The 16,490-nt window shown below is 74.9% G+C and carries 17 protein-coding genes; 10 read left to right on the top strand and 7 right to left on the bottom strand.

From position 1 onward, the window contains the following. Positions 1-29 precede the first annotated feature (29 nt). Complete coding sequence (locus tag BLS67_RS09695) at positions 30-848, bottom strand: hypothetical protein (protein WP_091243879.1); 819 nt, start codon at positions 846-848, stop codon at positions 30-32. A 100-nt stretch (positions 849-948) separates the two neighbouring features. Beyond that, positions 949-1,758, bottom strand: a complete 810-nt coding sequence (locus BLS67_RS09690; RefSeq protein ID WP_091243876.1) for a hypothetical protein — start codon at positions 1,756-1,758, stop codon at positions 949-951. Positions 1,759-1,929: 171 nt separating this feature from the next. On the opposite strand from BLS67_RS09690, the gene BLS67_RS09685 reads away from it, so the two are divergent. The 5 genes from BLS67_RS09685 to BLS67_RS09665 all read left to right on the top strand — a co-directional run bounded on the left by BLS67_RS09685 (position 1,930) and on the right by BLS67_RS09665 (position 6,437). After that, positions 1,930-2,382, top strand: coding sequence for a hypothetical protein (locus BLS67_RS09685; RefSeq protein ID WP_131801712.1), 453 nt, complete (start codon positions 1,930-1,932; stop codon positions 2,380-2,382). 70 nt (positions 2,383-2,452) lie between these two features. After that, positions 2,453-3,361: an ABC transporter ATP-binding protein gene (locus tag BLS67_RS09680; protein WP_091243870.1), complete on the top strand. Its 909-nt coding sequence runs from the start codon at positions 2,453-2,455 to the stop codon at positions 3,359-3,361. Further along, complete coding sequence (locus BLS67_RS09675; protein ID WP_091243868.1) at positions 3,358-4,542, top strand: ABC transporter permease; 1,185 nt, start codon at positions 3,358-3,360, stop codon at positions 4,540-4,542. The genes BLS67_RS09680 and BLS67_RS09675 overlap by 4 nt, the downstream gene beginning before the upstream one ends. Before the next feature lie 39 nt (positions 4,543-4,581). Next, the gene (locus BLS67_RS09670; protein ID WP_091243865.1) at positions 4,582-5,559 is read left to right on the top strand and encodes a TIGR03557 family F420-dependent LLM class oxidoreductase; all 978 of its coding nucleotides are present in this window, start codon (positions 4,582-4,584) and stop codon (positions 5,557-5,559) included. Further along, positions 5,559-6,437: an SDR family oxidoreductase gene (locus BLS67_RS09665; protein WP_091243862.1), complete on the top strand. Its 879-nt coding sequence runs from the start codon at positions 5,559-5,561 to the stop codon at positions 6,435-6,437. The genes BLS67_RS09670 and BLS67_RS09665 overlap by 1 nt, the downstream gene beginning before the upstream one ends. 73 nt (positions 6,438-6,510) lie before the next feature. Here the strand turns inward: BLS67_RS09665 and BLS67_RS09660 are convergent, their stop codons facing one another. Further along, a complete protein-coding gene (locus tag BLS67_RS09660) occupies positions 6,511-7,434 on the bottom strand; it encodes an SMP-30/gluconolactonase/LRE family protein (RefSeq protein ID WP_091243859.1) in 924 nt (307 codons plus the stop codon). 56 nt (positions 7,435-7,490) lie between these two features. On the opposite strand from BLS67_RS09660, the gene ppc reads away from it, so the two are divergent. Beyond that, positions 7,491-10,274, top strand: a complete 2,784-nt coding sequence (ppc, locus tag BLS67_RS09655) for a phosphoenolpyruvate carboxylase (protein WP_207500458.1) — start codon at positions 7,491-7,493, stop codon at positions 10,272-10,274. An 84-nt stretch (positions 10,275-10,358) separates the two neighbouring features. On the opposite strand, the gene BLS67_RS09650 is transcribed toward ppc, so the two are convergent. Continuing rightward, on the bottom strand, positions 10,359-10,907 hold the full coding sequence (locus tag BLS67_RS09650) for a hypothetical protein (RefSeq protein WP_091243851.1): 549 nt from the start codon (positions 10,905-10,907) through the stop codon (positions 10,359-10,361). A gap of 62 nt (positions 10,908-10,969) precedes the next feature. Then, complete coding sequence (locus BLS67_RS09645; protein WP_091243847.1) at positions 10,970-12,298, bottom strand: FAD-dependent oxidoreductase; 1,329 nt, start codon at positions 12,296-12,298, stop codon at positions 10,970-10,972. An 88-nt stretch (positions 12,299-12,386) separates the two neighbouring features. Between BLS67_RS09645 and BLS67_RS09640 the strand changes: the two genes are divergently transcribed. After that, a complete protein-coding gene (locus BLS67_RS09640) occupies positions 12,387-12,698 on the top strand; it encodes a putative quinol monooxygenase (protein ID WP_091243844.1) in 312 nt (103 codons plus the stop codon). Here BLS67_RS09640 and BLS67_RS09635 read toward each other — a convergent pair. Further along, complete coding sequence (locus BLS67_RS09635; protein ID WP_207500456.1) at positions 12,691-13,158, bottom strand: GNAT family N-acetyltransferase; 468 nt, start codon at positions 13,156-13,158, stop codon at positions 12,691-12,693. The two genes, BLS67_RS09640 and BLS67_RS09635, sit on opposite strands and share 8 nt — an antisense overlap. Next, complete coding sequence (locus tag BLS67_RS09630; RefSeq protein WP_091243842.1) at positions 13,134-13,940, bottom strand: Fpg/Nei family DNA glycosylase; 807 nt, start codon at positions 13,938-13,940, stop codon at positions 13,134-13,136. Before BLS67_RS09630 ends, BLS67_RS09635 begins: the two co-directional genes overlap by 25 nt. 160 nt (positions 13,941-14,100) lie before the next feature. On the opposite strand from BLS67_RS09630, the gene BLS67_RS23755 reads away from it, so the two are divergent. The 3 genes from BLS67_RS23755 (at position 14,101) to BLS67_RS09620 (ending at position 16,484) form a co-directional block, all read left to right on the top strand. Further along, positions 14,101-14,937: an SCO6745 family protein gene (locus BLS67_RS23755; protein ID WP_165617537.1), complete on the top strand. Its 837-nt coding sequence runs from the start codon at positions 14,101-14,103 to the stop codon at positions 14,935-14,937. Positions 14,938-15,046: 109 nt separating this feature from the next. Further along, positions 15,047-15,484 carry a CBS domain-containing protein gene (locus tag BLS67_RS23750; RefSeq protein ID WP_165617536.1) on the top strand — a complete coding sequence of 146 codons (438 nt, stop codon included), beginning with the start codon at positions 15,047-15,049 and terminating at the stop codon, positions 15,482-15,484. Between the two features lie 55 nt (positions 15,485-15,539). After that, complete coding sequence (locus BLS67_RS09620; protein WP_091243835.1) at positions 15,540-16,484, top strand: AraC-like ligand-binding domain-containing protein; 945 nt, start codon at positions 15,540-15,542, stop codon at positions 16,482-16,484. The last annotated feature ends 6 nt before the right edge of the window (positions 16,485-16,490 follow it).

Here is a 16,490-nt window from a genome sequence, read left to right as displayed (position 1 = left end):
AACCGTTCCACCGATGGTCCCGGCCGCCTTCAGGAGCAGAGGGGGACCGCGAAGTCGGTGTTGTGCGTGTAGGGGTAGACCCCGGGCACGTCGCCGTTCCAGAAGGTGTTGGCCGGCGCCCAGCGGCCCGCCCAGCCCTCGGTGTCGAGGAGGTACCAGAAGCCGTCGGGGGCGACGCTGGGGATCGACGGCGCGTAGTAGCGGCAGACCACCTGGACGTCGGTGGCGGCCGGGACGGGGACGTTCCCGTCGGCCAGGGTGCGGGGATCGGCGAAGGTGTTGGAGCCCTGCGACCCGGTCTGCTCGGTGTACAGCGTCCCGTCGCCGGTGGTCGGCAGCGGGGGGAGGCCCGTGGTGGGGGCGGCCACGGTCACCGTGGCGGCGGGTCCGGGGGTCCGGCCCACGACGGCCAGGGTCACCAGCACCGAGACGACCGCGGTGGCCAGCACCAGGGCGGCCGCGCTCGCCGCGAGCAGGGCCCGCCGCCGGGTCGGCCCGGTCTCCGCGACGCGCGGTTCGTCCACCGGCTGCGCACCGGCTGCCGGACCGCAGGCGTCGATCAACCGGGGTGCCCCGGCCGCCTCCGGGTAGCCGAAGCCCTGGGCCAGCGCCCAGCGGTCGAGCTCGCGCACCGCACCGGTGACGGCGGCCCGCGGGTAGTCGCCGCGCACCCAGTTGTCCAGGGTGCGGGCGCTCACCTTCTTCCCGGTGGCCCGGACCAGCGCGTCCTTCCCGCCGGCGTGGTCGACGAGCCAGGTGATCTGCCGGACGAACGGCGCGGAGTCCTGCGCGGTGCCGGGCTGCTGGGTGCCGGGCTGCTGGGTGCCGGGCTTCTGGGTGTCGGTCATGCGGTGGGTCCCCCGTGGGTCACCGGGGCCGGTGACGTCGCCCGGGAAGGTAGTGCAGTCGAGGGCCCGATGGGTGGACATCCGGCGTGGCTGACCCGGTTCAGCGGCCGGGGGACCAGGTGAAGGCCGCCGTGCACACCGGGACGTCGAGGTCGGTCGGGTACCCGCCGTCGTCCCCGGGCGAGCGCCCGCCGACGAAACCGTCCGCCGCGGCCCAGAGCCCGGCCCAGGGGCCGGAGTCGACGAGGTACCACCAGCCGTCGAGCCCGGCCGACGGCATGGGGGCGGCGGCGATGCGGCAGCGGACGTCGACGACGGTGCCGGCCGGGACCGCCCCGCCCCCGACGGTCAACCCGCGTGGGTCGGCGAAGGTGTTCACCCCGTCGGCCCCCACCGTCTGCGGCCGCGGCTCGCCGTCCCCCTGGCTGGGCAGCAGCCCGGGCACGGCGACGGTCGGGGCGGCGGAGGCACCAGCCGCGGCCGGTGCCCCGGTCCCGCCGTCGACCACCGCGAGGGTGACCGCCACGGTGCCGGCGACCACCGCCACCTGCGCGGCGGCGAGCGCCCACCACCGTCGCGCCCGGTGCACCGTCGGGACCCCGGTCGGCTGTCCGCCCGCGACGACGGGCGGGGGGACGACGCGCGCCGTGCCGCAGCTGCTGACCAACCGCGGTGCCCCGGCGGCGTCGGGGTAGCCGAAGTCCTGGGCCAGGGCCCACGCGTCCAGGTCGCGGACGGCTCCCGACACCGAGGTCCGCGGGTAGCCGCCCCGGCTCCAGGTGTCCAGCGTGCGCAGCCCGACCCGGTTCCCGCTGGCCCGGACCAGGGCCTCCTTGCCTCCCGCCCGGTCGACCAACCAGGCGAGCTGCCGCACGAAGGGGTCCCCGTCCCCGTCCCCGTCCTCGGCCACGGGGACATGGTGACCTACGCCACTGCGCGGCGCTGAGCAGGTCTTCTGCGCGGTCCGGCGTCGGCGTGCGCGGACCTGCGCGCGGTCGGCGAGCCGTGCGGGGTGTGCGGTGTGGCTGCATGGGGAGCACGTGCCGGGCTCACCGCCCGGCCGGTCACACGGGGGTGTGCGGTGGACGGAGCGCGGGTGCTGCGGGGTCGGGGGGACGAGGGGCCTCCCGACCCCGCTGCTGCGGCGTTGGTGGCCGCCGTCCTCCCGCTGCTGGGAGAGCCCGGGCGCTGGGTCGTCCCGACGCTGCCCGGCCCCCACGAACCCCCCGGTCCCGGTGCACCGCGGGGGCGCCGGGACCGGTGGTGGCACGACCACGTCTCGGCCGTCGGCGGGGTGCTGGTCCTGGCGGACCCGGAGGTCGACGTCGTCGCCGTCGGCCGGGCGGTCCAGCTGGTCGCCGTCTGCGCCGCCGCTCGGGACCGGGGCACCACGGACCCCGCGGTGGTCGCCCGGGGGGTGCCCGACGTCGTCGTCCGGGCAGCCGTCGGCGCGCCGGTCGGCGGACCGGGCGCCACCGCCGTGGACGCGCTGCGTGCGGTGACCCACCTGTTCCCCACCGCCGGCGAGCGCTGACCCTCGACCGGTCCCCGGTGCCGGCCCGGGATACGGTCCGGGTCGGTACTCCCGACCGTGCGGAGGATGCGTGCTCGAGTTCGACGGCTTGGTCAAGAGCTACGGCGACAACCGGGTGCTGCAGGGGGTCGGCTTCACCGTCGCACCCGGGCAGATGTTCGGGTTCTGCGGCTCCAACGGCGCCGGCAAGACCACCACGATGCGGATCGCGATGGGCCTGGCCCGGGCCGACGCCGGCGAGGTGCGCTGGCGCGGGCAGGCCCTGGACGAGGCCAGCCGCCAGCGGATCGGCTACATGCCCGAGGAGCGCGGTCTCTACCCGAAGATGAAGGTGGCGCAGCAGCTCGCCTACTTCGCCCGGTTGCACGGCCTGAGCAGCGCGGACGCCGCCGTCGCCGCGCAGCACTGGACCGGGCGGCTGGGCCTCGCCGACCGCCGCGACGAGCAGGTGCAGAAGCTGTCGCTGGGCAACCAGCAGCGGGTCCAGCTGGCCGCAGCGCTGGTCGGCCGCCCCGAGGTGCTGATCCTCGACGAGCCGTTCTCCGGCCTGGACCCGGTCGGCGTCGACTCGTTGGCCGAGGCGCTGCTCGAGCAGTGCCGCGCCGGCGTCCCGGTGGTGTTCTCCAGCCACCAGCTCGACCTTGTCGAGCGGCTCTGCGACGCCGTCGGCATCCTCGCCCGCGGCACGATCGTCGCCAGCGGCACCGTGCCCGAGCTGCGCGCGGCCGAGGGCGGCCGGCAGCTGCGCGTGGTCGTCCCCGACGCGCCGACCGGCTGGGCCGGCGCCGTCCCCGGTGTGCGGGTGGTGAGCGAGCAGCGCGGTGACACCCTCCTGGAGCTCGACGCGGGCACCGACGACCAGGCGGTGCTCGCCGCAGCGCTGCGCACCGGCCGGGTGACCCACTTCGGTTGGCGGGAACCCACGCTGGTCGAGCTCTTCCGCGAGGCCGTCGCGGTGCCCCCGGCGGTGGCCGCGTGACCGCCGCCCCGAGCACGGCGGCGCGCATCCGGCTGGTCGCCGGCCGGGAGATCACCACCCGGGCCCGGGACAAGGGCTTCCTGATCAGCTCAGCGGTGATCGTGCTGCTGGTGCTCGGGGTCATGGTGTTCCAGCTGCTCTCCGGCGGGTCGGGGTCCTCGACCGCGATCGGCACCGTCGACGGCGGTGCCCAGGTCGAGCAGGCCCTGGTCCGGTCCGGTGAGCAGGTCGGCACCGAGGTGACCGTCACCGAGTACGCCGACACCGCCGCCGCGCGGCAGGCGGTCACCGACGGGGACGTCGACGCCGTCCTGGTCGGGGCCGCCGGCGAGGACCCCCAGGTCGTGGTCGAGTCAAGCCGGGACGGCGCTGCGTCGGCGATCGCCGAGACGGCGGTCGGCGCGCTCTCGGTGGCCCGGCAGCTCGGCGAGCAGGGCGTGAGCCTGACCCCGCCGCCGGCCATCTCCTACGACGTCCTCGACCCCAGCACCGAGGACCGCGGCCAGGCGGTCGTCGTCGCGCTGCTCGGCGTGGTCGTGCTCTACGCCCTCTACATCCTCTTCGGCCAGTTCGTCGCCCAGGGCGTGGTCGAGGAGAAGTCGTCCCGGGTCGTCGAGCTGCTGCTGTCCACCATGAAGCCCTGGCAGCTGCTGGCCGGCAAGATCCTCGGGCTGGGGCTGCTCGGCCTGGTCCAGATCGTGCTCATCGCGGTGGTCGGGGTGACCGGCGCCCTGGCCCTGGACGTCGTCGACCTGCCCGGCCAGCTGATCGGCACCGTGCTGGTCGTCATCGGCTGGTTCCTGCTCGGCTACGCCCTCTACGCCTCGGTCTTCGCGACGGCCGCCTCGTTGGTCAGCCGCCAGGAGGACCTCCCCAGCGTGCTCACCCCGACCACGCTGCTGCTCGTCGTCGGGTTCATCGTCTCCATCCAGGCCGCCCAGGACCCGGGGTCGACGCTGGCCACGGTCACCTCCTTCGTCCCGGGCATGTCGCCGCTGGTGATGCCGGTGCGGATCGCCGCCGGCGAGGCCGCGGGCTGGGAGATCGCCGTCTCGGTGGTCATCATGCTGCTGGCCATCGCCCTGGTGGTCCGCATCGGCGGCCGGGTGTACGCCGGCGCCCTGCTGCGCACCGGCAGCAAGGTCAAGCTCCGGGAGGCCCTGCGCGCCGAGCGCGTGTGAGCGGTTGGGGGTCCCCGGCCCGGGGGTAGCGGGCTGCGCATGAGCATGCAGCTGGGCTACACGATGATGACCGAGCAGGCGGGCCCCAAGGACCTCGTCGCGCACGTGGTCGGGGCCGAGGAGGTCGGCTTCGACTTCGCGGTCAGCAGCGACCACTACTTCCCGTGGCTGGACTCGATGGGCCACGCGCCCAACGCCTGGGTCACCCTCGGCGCGGCCGCGCAGGCGACCAGCCGGATCGACCTGATGACCTACGTGACCTGCCCGACCTTCCGCTACCGGCCGGCCGTGGTGGCCCAGCAGGCGGCCACGCTGCAGATCCTGGCCGACGGGCGGTTCACCCTCGGGCTCGGTTCGGGGGAGAACCTCAACGAGCACGTCGCCGGCGAGGGCTGGCCCGCGGTCTCGGTCCGGCAGGAGATGTTCACCGAGGCCGTGCAGCTAATCAAGGAGCTGCTCGCCGGCGACGGCTACACGACCTTCCACGGCGACCACTTCCACGCCGACGGCGTGAAGATCTGGGACCTGCCCGACGGCGGGGTGCCCATCGGCATCGCCGTGTCGGGGAAGAAGTCGTGCGAGCTGGCCGGTGAGTACGCCGACGTCATGATCGGCACCGAGCCGAAGCCCGAGCTGGGCGAGATGTTCGACGCGGCCGGCGGGGCCGGCAAGAACCGGGTCGGCCAGATGCCGATCAGCTTCGGCACCGACAAGGCCGCGGCGGTCACCCGCGCGCACGAGCTGTTCCGCTGGTTCGGCCTGGGCTGGAAGGTCAACGCCGATCTGCCCGGCACCGCGGGCTTCGAGGCGGCCAGCCAGTTCGTCCGCGAGGACGACGTCGAGAGCTCCATCCCGTGCGGGGACGACGTCGACGCCGTGATCGAGGCCGCGACGGAGTACGCCGACGCCGGCTACACGCACCTGGCCCTCGTGCAGATCGGCGGCGACCAGCAGCAGCCCTACCTGGAGTGGACGCAGCGCGAGCTCATGCCGGCCTGGCGGAAGGCGTTCTCCTGATGACGCTCGTCGACCCCCGCACGAAGCACCCCACCTCCTCCGACGTGCCCGGTCTGCAGATCGCGCACCCCGGGACGACGGCGGAGCTCACCCCCGCCCCCGACCACGGCGAGGAGTCCTACCGGGGCTCGGGCCGGCTCGAGGGACGGCGGGCGCTGATCACCGGCGCCGACTCCGGGATCGGCCGCGCCGTGGCGCTGGCCTACGCCCGGGAGGGTGCCGACGTCGCGATCTCCTACCTCTCGGAGGACGCCGACGCCGAGGAGACCGCCCGGCTGGTCCGCGACGCCGGCCGCACCGCGCTGCTGCTCCCGGGCGACATCTCCGACGAGGCCGTCGCCAAGGGTCTGGTCGCGCAGACCGTGGAGGGCCTGGGCGGGCTGGACCTGCTGGTGCACAACGCGGCCTTCCAGAACGTGGTCACCGACGTCCGGGAGTTCACCACCGCGGAGATCGACCGCACGTTCCGCACCAACGTCTACGCGTTCCTCTGGCTGCTGCAGGCGGCGAAGCCCGAGCTGGCACCCGGGTCGTCGGTCATCGTGACCAGCTCGGTGCAGGGCTTCACGCCCTCGCCGAACCTGGCCGCCTACGCCGCCACCAAGGCCGCGCTGGTCAACCTCACCGCGTCGATGGCCGAGGAGTTCGCGCAGGTCGGGGTGCGGGTCAACTGCGTCGCCCCCGGACCGGTGTGGACCCCGCTCATCCCGGCGACGATGCCCCCCGACATGGTCGAGGGGTTCGGCGAGCAGTCGAAGCTGCAGCGGGCCGCCCAGCCCGCCGAGCTGGCCGGCGCCTTCGTCTACCTGGCCAGCGAGGACGCCAGCTTCACCAGCGGCGAGGTCATCGGCGTCACGGGCGGCTCGCCGATCAACTGAAGAACCCCGGCATGGGAGCCCATGCACCCATCCACGGGGCTGCTACCTGGGTGCATGGGCTCCCATGCCGGGATCACTCGGCCCGGTGGAGGGCGTCGACCGGGCCGCGGTAGACGCCGGCCGGGCGGCCGGTCACCCCCGGGCGGACGACGAACAGGCGCCCCGCGTCGGGTTGGGCTGCCCGCGCCGCCTCGTCCAGGCCCTGGGTGGACGTGCTGATCACCAGGTGGTCCAGCCCCGGCCCGGCGAAGGCGCAGCTGGAGGTGTTGGCCGCCCCCACCCGGACGACGGCCACCAGCTCGCCGGCGGGGGAGTAGCGGCGCACCTGGCCGGCGCCCCAGAGGGCCACCCACACGTGGTCCTCGTCGTCCATGGTCAGGCCGTCGGGCGGGCCGTCGTCCGACGACAGGTCCAGGAACACCCGGCTCCCGCCGAACTCCCCGGTCGCGATGTCGTAGTCGTGGGCCCGGATCTCCGCCGCCCCCGAGTCGGCCAGGTACACGGTGCGGCCGTCGGCGGTCCACTCGATCCCGTTGCTGATGGTCAGGTCACGCAGGACGACGTGCACCGAGCCGTCCAGGTCGACCCGGTACAGGGAACCGGCGCCCGGGGTCTCGTCGAGGGCCATCGTGCCGCCGAGCACGCGACCCGCCGGGTCGACCGCGCCGTCGTTCATCCGCGTGCCGGCGGCCGGTCCCTCGCCCTCCAGCGCCAGCAGCACGGTGGCCGCCCCGTCGGCCGACAGGTGGGTGAACCCGCCGTCGGCGCCCAGGAGCCACCCGCCGTCCGACGAGGGGACGACGAAGCCGACGGTGCCGCCTCCGGGGTGGATGCCGACCTCGGCCACCACGCCGGCCGGGGAGACGGTCGCGCGGCGGACCTGGCCGGCGTCGATGTCCACCCAGACCAGCTCCCGGCGGGCGGCGTCCCACGTCGGGCCCTCGCCGTGGATCGCGGGTTCGACGTCCAGGACGGGGGTGGCGGTGAGGGTGAGCACCGCCCGATCCTCCCCGGGACACGAGGCCGTCACACCCGGTCGGCACAATGCGCCCCGTGTCTGAAGCCACCGTGGACGTCGCCGACCTGGGCCGCACCGACCCCGACGGGCCGGAGGACGAGGCCCCGCTGAGGGAGGACATCCGCCTGCTGGGGCGGGTGCTGGGCGAGGTGGTGCGCGAGCAGGCCGGCGACGAGGTGTTCGACGTCGTCGAGGCCGCCCGCGTCGAGGCGTTCCGGATCCGCCGCTCCGAGGTGGGCCGCAGCGGGCTGGCGCAGAGCCTCGCCGGGCTCGACGTGCGCAGCGCCAACCACGTCATCCGGGCGTTCAGCCACTTCTCGCTGCTGGCCAACCTGGCCGAGGACGTCCACCACGAGCGGCGCCGCCGGCACCACCGCCGCGAGGGCTCCCCGCCGCAGAAGGGCACGCTGGCGGCCAGCTTCGACCTCCTCGACGCCGCCGACCTCGACGTCGCCGACGTGCAGCGCGAGCTGGCCGGGGCGCTGGTGGTGCCGGTGGTCACCGCCCACCCCACCGAGGTGCGGCGGCGCACGATCTCGCAGGTCCAGCGGCAGGTCACCGAGCTGATCCGCACCCGTGAGACGGCGCCGGACGAGGCGCAGTGGTCGGCGCACCTGTGGCGCGAGGTGCTCACGCTCTGGCAGACCGCCCTGCTGCGCCTGTCGCGGCTGCGGCTCGAGGACGAGATCGACGAGGCGCTGCGCTACTACGACCTGTCGCTGTTCGCCGTCGTCCCGGCGATCAACGCCGAGCTGCGGGCCGCGCTGCACGAGCGCTGGCCCGACGCCGACCTGCTGCCCACCCCGATGCTGCGCACCGGGTCGTGGATCGGCGGCGACCGCGACGGCAACCCCTTCGTCACCGCCGACGCCGTCCGCAGGGCGACCACCCGGGCCGCCGAGACCGCGCTGGGCCACCACCTCGCCGAGCTGGTCGAGCTGGCCGACGAGCTGTCGATGTCCGAGCGCCTGGTCACCCCCACCGCCGAGCTCGAGGCGCTGGCCGACGCGTCGCAGGACGACTCGCCGTTCCGCGCCGACGAGCCCTACCGCCGCGCGCTGCGGGGCATGTACCGGCGGCTGGCCGCGACCGCGCTCGGCGTCGTCGGGCACGTGCCCGGGCCCCTGCCCGACGTCGAGCTCGAGCCCTACGCCGCGCCCGAGGAGCTGCTCGCCGACCTGGACGTCGTCGCGGCCTCGCTGCGCACCCACGGGGCCGGGGCGCTGGCCGACGACCGGCTGTGCCGCCTCCGCGACGCCGTCGAGGTGTTCGGGTTCCACCTCTCGGGCCTGGACATGCGGCAGAACTCCTCGGTGCACGAGGAGGTGCTGACCGAGGTCCTGGCCTGGGCCGGCGTGTGCGAGGACTACGCCGCGCTGGACGAGGCCGCCCGGCGCGAGCTGCTGACCGGCGAGCTGCGGCTGCGTCGTCCCCTCGTGGGCGCCGACGCGCAGCTGTCCGACCTCGCCCGGGGCGAGCTGGACCTGCTGGCCGCCGCGGCCGAGCAGGTGCGCCGGCTGGGCGCGCGGGCCATCCCGAACTACGTGATCAGCATGTGCGAGTCGGTGTCGGACGTGCTGGAGGTCGCCGTCCTCCTGAAGGAGGTCGGCCTGGTCACCCTCGGGGACGACGGCCTGCCCCGCTCCCCGATCATGATCGCCCCGCTGTTCGAGACGATCGGCGACCTGCAGGGCGGCGGCGAGACCCTGGCCGCGATGCTGGCCGAGCCGCTCTACCGCTCGATGGTCGACGGCCGGGACGGCACGCAGGAGGTCATGCTCGGCTATTCCGACTCCAACAAGGACGGCGGCTACCTGGCCGCCAACTGGGCGCTGTACCGGGCCGAGCTGGCGCTGGTCGACGTCGCCCGCGAGGCCGGGGTGGAGCTGCGGCTGTTCCACGGCCGGGGCGGCACCGTCGGTCGTGGTGGTGGCCCCTCCTACGAGGCGATCCGGGCGCAACCGCCGGGGTCGGTCGCCGGGCAGCTGCGCGTCACCGAGCAGGGCGAGGTCATCGCGGCCAAGTACGCCGAGCCGCACCTGGCCCGCCGGAACCTGGAGGCGCTGGTCGCGGCCACGCTGGAGAGCTCGCTGCTGTCGTTGGAGGGTCTGGACGGCGACGCCGAGGAGGTCTACGCGCTCTTCGACGACCTCGCCGCCCGTGCGCAGGCCGCCTACCGGGCCCTGGTGCACGACACCCCGGGCTTCGTGGAGTGGTTCCGCGCGGCGACCCCGATCCGCGAGCTGGCCGAGCTCAACATCGGGTCCCGGCCGCCGTCCCGCAAGGCCGGGGACAAGATCGCCGACCTGCGGGCCATCCCGTGGGTGTTCAGCTGGTCGCAGGCCCGGATCATGCTGCCGGGCTGGTTCGGCACCGGGACGGCGCTGCAGTCGTGGATCGACGACGACCCGGCCAAGCTCGCCCACCTGCAGGAGCTGCACCGGCGGTGGCCGTTCTTCCGCACCGTGCTGTCGAACATGGGCATGGTGCTGGCCAAGACCGACCTGGAGCTGGCTGCCCGCTACGCCTCGCTGGTGCCCGACGAGGAGCTGCGGCACCGGGTCTTCGACGTCATCACCGCCGAGCACGAGCGCACCGTCGCCGTCCTGCTGGCGATCACCGGCGACGACCACCTGCTGGCCGACAACCCGTCGCTGGCCCGCTCGATCCGCAACCGGTTCCCCTACCTGGAGCCGCTGCACCACCTGCAGGTCGAGATGCTGCGCCGCCGCCGCGAGGGTGACGACGACGAGCTGGTCCGCCGCTGCATCCAGCTGGCGATCAACGGCGTGGCCACCGCCCTCCGCAACTCCGGCTGACCACTGCGCTCCCGGCGTGGATCAGCCGGGTGCAGCGGGATCCGTCCTGGCTCGCCGACGCCGGTGAGCCAGGACGGCCGGTGATCAGCTGAGCTCATCCACGCCGGCGCGGGTGCGGCGGACGGCGACGGCCCAGGTGACCAGGTAGGCCAGGTAGACCGCGGCGACGACCAGCGCCACGGTGGGCAACCGGCCGCCGGCGTCCTGGAACCCCTGCACGGCGACGCTGCCCGTCGGGTACGTGTCGCCCCCGCCCGTCCACGACGCGACCGCGATCCCGCCGAGCGCGCCGTAGACCGCGGCGACCTCGAAGGTGAGCATCAGCAGGGTCACCGCAGCCAGGTGGCGCAGCCGGTCCCCGCGCACCGGGTGCCCGGCCCGCGTGAGGACGACGGCCACCACCGCCGCGCCGCCGGCCACGACCAGGGGGACGACGAGCAGGAGCAGCAGCAGGACGCCCGGCGACACCGCGGCCACCGGCTCGCGGGCGAGGTCGAACGCGATCGGCACGTAGCTCGGCAGCGGGATGGACACGAGGACGGACACCACCGCGTGCAGCACGGCCGCGGCGATGAGAGCCACCCCGGTCACCGGCATGGGCTCGGGCTCGGCAGCAGGTGCGACCTCCTCCACCGACGTCCGTCCTCCGCCACCAGATCTCGTGGAGGAGGAGGGAGTTCCGTGCACCCCCCTGATCAACGCTGCATCCCGTGGGCGTGGGCGCGGAGGGTGTCGCGGTCGTGGATCGTCGTCCTCGCGCGGCCCTTCGTGGCGCCCAGGGCGTGCTCGGCCTCGTCGATCGTGCGCCAGTTCTCCAGCAGGACCGGGTGGCACCCGCGGGAGCGCAGGGTCTCCACCAGGTCCGGGCCCTCGACCCGGGGAAGCCCGGCGGCGTCCTCGAGGAGGGCGGCCACGGTCTCGCGGGCGTCGTGCTTGTTGGTGCCGACCACGCCCGTGGGCCCGCGCTTGATCCAGCCGGCCACGTACTCGCCGGGGCTGATGGCGCCGTCGCGGAGCACCCGGCCGCCGGCGTTCGGCACGGTCCCGCCGTCCACCGCCAGGCCCGGCAGGTCGTGGCCGACGTACCCGATCGCGGCGACCACCAGGTCGGCGGGCAGGACGTCGGTCTCCCGGGTGCCGCTGAGCCGGTCCGCGGTGTCGACGGCGGTCCGCTCGACCACCACACCGGTGACCGCGTCGTCCCCGAGGACGCGCACCGGCCGGGCGAAGAAGCGCAGCCGCACGCTGGCCTTGCCGGCCTCCGGGACGTGGTCGGCCCAGTCCCGCAGCGCGGCCAGGTTGCGGGCCACCGCGCGGACCTCCGACTCCTCGTCCAGCCCGTCGGGGTCGACCAGCGCGACGGCGGCCTCGAGGTGACCGAGCTCGCGCAGCTCCTGGGTGGTGAACGTGGCCTGCGCCGGGCCGCGGCGGCCCAGCAGCGTGATCCGCTCGACCGGGGCGGCGGCCAGGACGTCGAGCACGTGCTGGGGCATGTCGGTGTGCTCGAGCTCGGCGGGGGAGCGGGCCAGCACCCGGGCGACGTCCAGCGCCACGTTGCCGACCCCGACCAGGACGACGTCGCGGGCCCGCGCCAGCGCCGCCTCGACCCGCGGTCGGTCGGCGTCGGGGTGGCCGGTGTACCACGCCACCAGGTCGGTGGCGGCGAGGCTGCCGGGCAGGTCCTCGCCCTCGATGCCGAGCCGGCGGGCGCCGGAGGAGCCGTGGGTGAACACGACGGCGTCCGCGTGCGCGCGCAGGTCGGCCACCGACAGGTCCCGACCCACCTCGACGTCGCCGACGAACCGCACCCCCGGGTGGTCCAGGGTGTGCCGCAGCGTCTCGGCCAGCGCCCGCATCTTGAGGTGGTCGGGGGCGATCCCGTGCCGCACCAGCCCGAACGGGGTCGGCAGCCGGTCCAGCAGGTCGACCAGCACGGGGACGTCGTCCTGGTTCGCCAGCGCCTCGGCGGCGTAGATGCCGGCGGGGCCCGCACCGACGACGGCCACCCGCAACGGTCGGTCCATGCCCGCACACTGCCCGACCGCACGCCGGCGCACCAGGGCCGGGACCGCCCCAGGCGTGAGACCCGTCGGCAGCGGGCACGCAGGCACCATGTCCATCACCGTCGTCGCCACCATCACCCCGAAGCCCGACCGCTACGACGTCGTCCGCGACGCGTTCGCCGAGGCCGTCCCGAAGGTCCACGAGGAGGACGGCTGCGAGCTCTACGCGCTGCACACCGGCAAGGGGGTGCTGGTGATGGTCGAGCGCTGGCGCGACGGCGCCGCGCTGAAGGCGCACGGCGCCGGCACGACGTTCAACCAGCTCAGCGAGAGCGTCAAGGAGGACCTGGCCGAGCCGCTGGTCGTGCACATCCTGGAGCCGCTGCCGGCCGGGGACGCCGCCAAGGGCACGCTCAGCTGAGCCGCAGCTCCAGGAACTGGTTGTCCGGTCCACCGACGTAGGTGCCGAACGGGCCCCGGTCGACGAACCCGTGCCGGCGGTACAGCGCCACCGCGGGGGCGAACGCCGGCCCCGTGCCGGTCTCCAGCACCACCTGGTCCAGGCCCCGGGCGCGAGCCCGGTCCAGGACGTGCACGAGCAGCGCGGCGGCCACGCCCCGGCGCAGGTGGTCGGGGTGGGTGCGCATCGACTTCAGCTCGCCGGTGGCCGAGAGGGCGACCATGCCGGCCAGGTCGTGGTCCGCCCACGCCGTCCAGACCGTCATCCCCGGGCCGGTCAGCCCCGTCAGGTCGAGGGCGTACGACGTCCCGGGCGGGGAGTCCGCCAGCATCGACCCCACGTGAAGGGCGACCAGCTCGCGCACGCGGGGATCGGCGAGGTCGTCGACCCGGATGCTCAGACCGCCTGGCACGTGGGGCACCAGAACAGGTTGCGGCCGACCATCACCTCGGTGCGGACCGGGGTGCCGCAGATCCGGCACGGCAGGCCGGTGCGGCGGTAGACGTAGCTGGCGTCGGTGCGGCTGGCCGCCCCGCGCTTGCGGTCCCGGTCCTCGGGCCGGGTGGTGATGATCCGCCCGGACCGGACGCCGGCCTTCATGAGCGTCACGAGGTCCGCCCACATCGCCGTCCACTCGGCCTCGGTGACCGCCTTGCCCGGGCGGAAGGGCGAGATGCGGTGCCGGAAGAGGATCTCGGCCCGGTAGACGTTGCCCACGCCGGCGAGCACGGCCTGGTCCATCAGCAGTGCACCGATGGTCACCCGCGAGCGGCTGATCCGGGCGAACGCCTTCGCCGGGTCCGAGCGCCGCAGCGGGTCGGGGCCCAGCCGGTCCAGGATCAGCCCCATCTCGCCGTCGGTGAGCAGTTCGCAGGCCGTGGCGCCGCGCAGGTCGGTCCACACGCCTTCGCCGTCCTCGCCGGGGCCCTCCCACCGCATGCGCAGCGCGCCCCGGGGCTCCGGGGGCAGGCCGGTGCCCGACGTGTACTTGCCGTAGAGGCCCAGGTGGACGTGGACGACGTCCGGGCCGAAGACGGCGAACAGGTGCTTGCCCCAGCTGGTGACCTCGTCGAGCACGCGGCCGTCGACCAGCTCGGCCTCGGCGGCGAACCGGCCCTGCGGGCTGGTCACGTGCACCTCGCGGCCGGCGAACGCGGCGTGCTGCTGGCGGGCCAGCCGGAACAGGGTGTGGCCCTCAGGCACGCGAAAGGACCCCCGTCCCCCCCGGGCCTCGCAGGCTCGCCCCGGGCCCCTGGACGGGGGCCGACCACCATCGGGAGGAAGACGTGTTCATCGGTTCCCAGTCTGACCGGTGGTGCACGACCGTGCTGCCCGCGGTCGGACGGCGGGGCAGGATCGGGGCATGACCGTCACCCCTGCCCTGGCCCGCCGCGCCTGGGGCACGCTGGAGACCCTGCACGTGACCGGCTTCTTCGCCCCCGAGGTGAACGCCGCCTACGACCGGTTCGGCGTGCCGGCCACCCGCGCCGGGTACTTCGCCGCCCGCGCCTCGGCGTTCGGCCCGTGCGCCCCCGAGCTGGTCGTGTCGACGTTCTACGTCTTCGCCCCGCAGCTGGTGCGGGCCGCCGTCCCGGCCGTCTGGGACGCCGCGCCGCCGGCCGACTGGGCGGCGGCCCGCCGCGAGGGCGTCGCCACCCGGCTGCACGACGTGCTGGGCGAGCCCGACGTCGCCGAGGCCGTCGAGCTGGCCCGCGAGGCGTGCGCCGGCCTGACCCCGGCCGGCCGGCCGATCTTCGCGGCGTGGTCGGCGCAGCCCTGGCCCGAGGACCCTCTGCTGCAGCTGTGGCACGCCGGCTTGCTGCTGCGCGAGCACCGCGGCGACGGGCACGTCACCGCCCTGCTGTCCTCGGGGCTGGACCCGGTCGAGGCCCTGGTCACCGGTGGGTTGGCGTCGGGCTCCACCGACTTCGTGCGCACCACCCGCGGCTGGTCCGACGACGAGTGGACCGCCGGGGTCGATCGGCTGCGCGCCCGCGGGTTGGTCGACGACGACGGGCTGACCGAGGCCGGTGCGAACCTGCGGGACGACGTCGAGACCGTCACCGACCTCCTCGCGATGGAGGGCTGGGTGCACCTGGGCGAGGAGCGGATCGGTCGACTGGTCGAGCTGGTCACCCCGCTGCGCGAGCGGATGCTGGACTCGGGCACGCTCCCCGACTGGATCCGCAGCCGCGGCTGACCGCCACACGGGGGTGGTGTGCCGGGTTGCACAAGACGTGGCACCGCTGCGCCAAGTGCGAACCGCTGCGACCAGGCACCCTGGGGGCACGGACGACGGAGGGGGCACGGTGGAGGGACCCTGTCGCGGGACGACGACCCGCGGGACGACGGTGCGCCGCGCCCTGCTGGCCCACCCGCGCACCAGCCCGCCCGGCACCTCCGTGGCGCAGGCGTGGGCGTTCTTCGCCGACGACCACGTGCACGCCCTCCTCGTCGTCGACGGGGACCGGCTGCTGGCCGTCGTGGAGCGGGACGACCTGGTCGGGGCGGCGCCCACGGCCCCCGTGGAGCTGCTGGGCCGGCTCGGGGACCGCACCGTCGACCCGGCCGCCGACCTGGGCCGCACCCACGACCGGCTGCTGGCCGAGGGGCGTCGCCGGCTGGCCGTGGTCGACGGGGACGGCGTCCTGCTCGGTCTGCTGTGCCTCAAGCGGAGCGGTCGGGGCTTCTGCTCCGACGCCGACGTGCGCGCCCGGGCGGCGGAGCGGTTGGCGCTGGCGGGGTGAGCGCCGCGTCACATCTGCGTGATGACAACGTCACACGGATGCGCGACGATCGGGCATGACCATCAGCAGCATCGACACGGCGACGGTGGCTGCACCCGACCGGCTGGACTTCTGGCGCGAGGCGGTCTGCGACCAGTTCGTGACCCTGGACGTCCGGCCGCTGGAGGACGTCCCGAGCCGGGGGCGGGTGACCGCGGCCGAGGTGGGCGACACGCTGGTCCGCCGGATCGAGGCCGGCCCGCACCGGTTCGCCCGCACCGCGTCGCTGGTCCGCCGGGCCGACGAGGACTACCTGCAGATCGCGCTGGCCCGGCAGGGCAGCACGCTGGTCGTGCAGGACGGCCGCGAGGCGGTCATCGGGCCCGGCGACTTCGTGCTCTACGACAGCAGCCGGCCCTTCGTGTTCGAGACCTCGGGCTCCTTCGCCTACTCGGTGTGCCTGCACCCCAAGCGGCTGCTGCCGCTGTCGTCGGCCGAGATGGAGCAGGCCACCGCGATCCGGTTCGACGGCCGCTACGGCATCGCCGCCACCGTGCCGCCGTTCCTGTCGGCGCTGCACCGCCTCGACGGCGACGAGCTCGCCGGTCCGGTCGCCGCCGCGATGACCCAGACGGTCGGTTACCTGATCGTGGCCCTGGTGCGCAGCGAGGCCCCCTCGGCCCGCAGCACCAACCTGCACCTGCAGCGCGCGCACACCTTCGTCGCGGCCCACCTCGGCGACGCCGACCTGACCCCGCAGCAGGTCGCCGACGCCTGCGCCATCTCGCTGAGCTACCTCAACCGCATCTTCCGGGCATCGGGCACGACCGTGGTCGAGCACCTGCGCGAGCAGCGCCTGCAGCGCTGCTGGCAGGCCCTCGGCGACCCGGGGACGGCGGCCGTGCCGATCGGTGCGGTGGCGGCCCGGTACGGGTTGCCCGACCACGCGCACTTCTGCCGGGTGTTCCGCGCCCGGTTCGGCATGACGCCCAGCGCCCGCCGGGCCCAGCGCGGCGGCTGAGCCCGG

This window comes from Klenkia soli (assembly GCF_900103975.1).
Taxonomy (GTDB): Bacteria; Actinomycetota; Actinomycetes; order Mycobacteriales; family Geodermatophilaceae; genus Klenkia; species Klenkia soli.
This window is presented reverse-complemented; position numbering and strand designations above follow the sequence as displayed.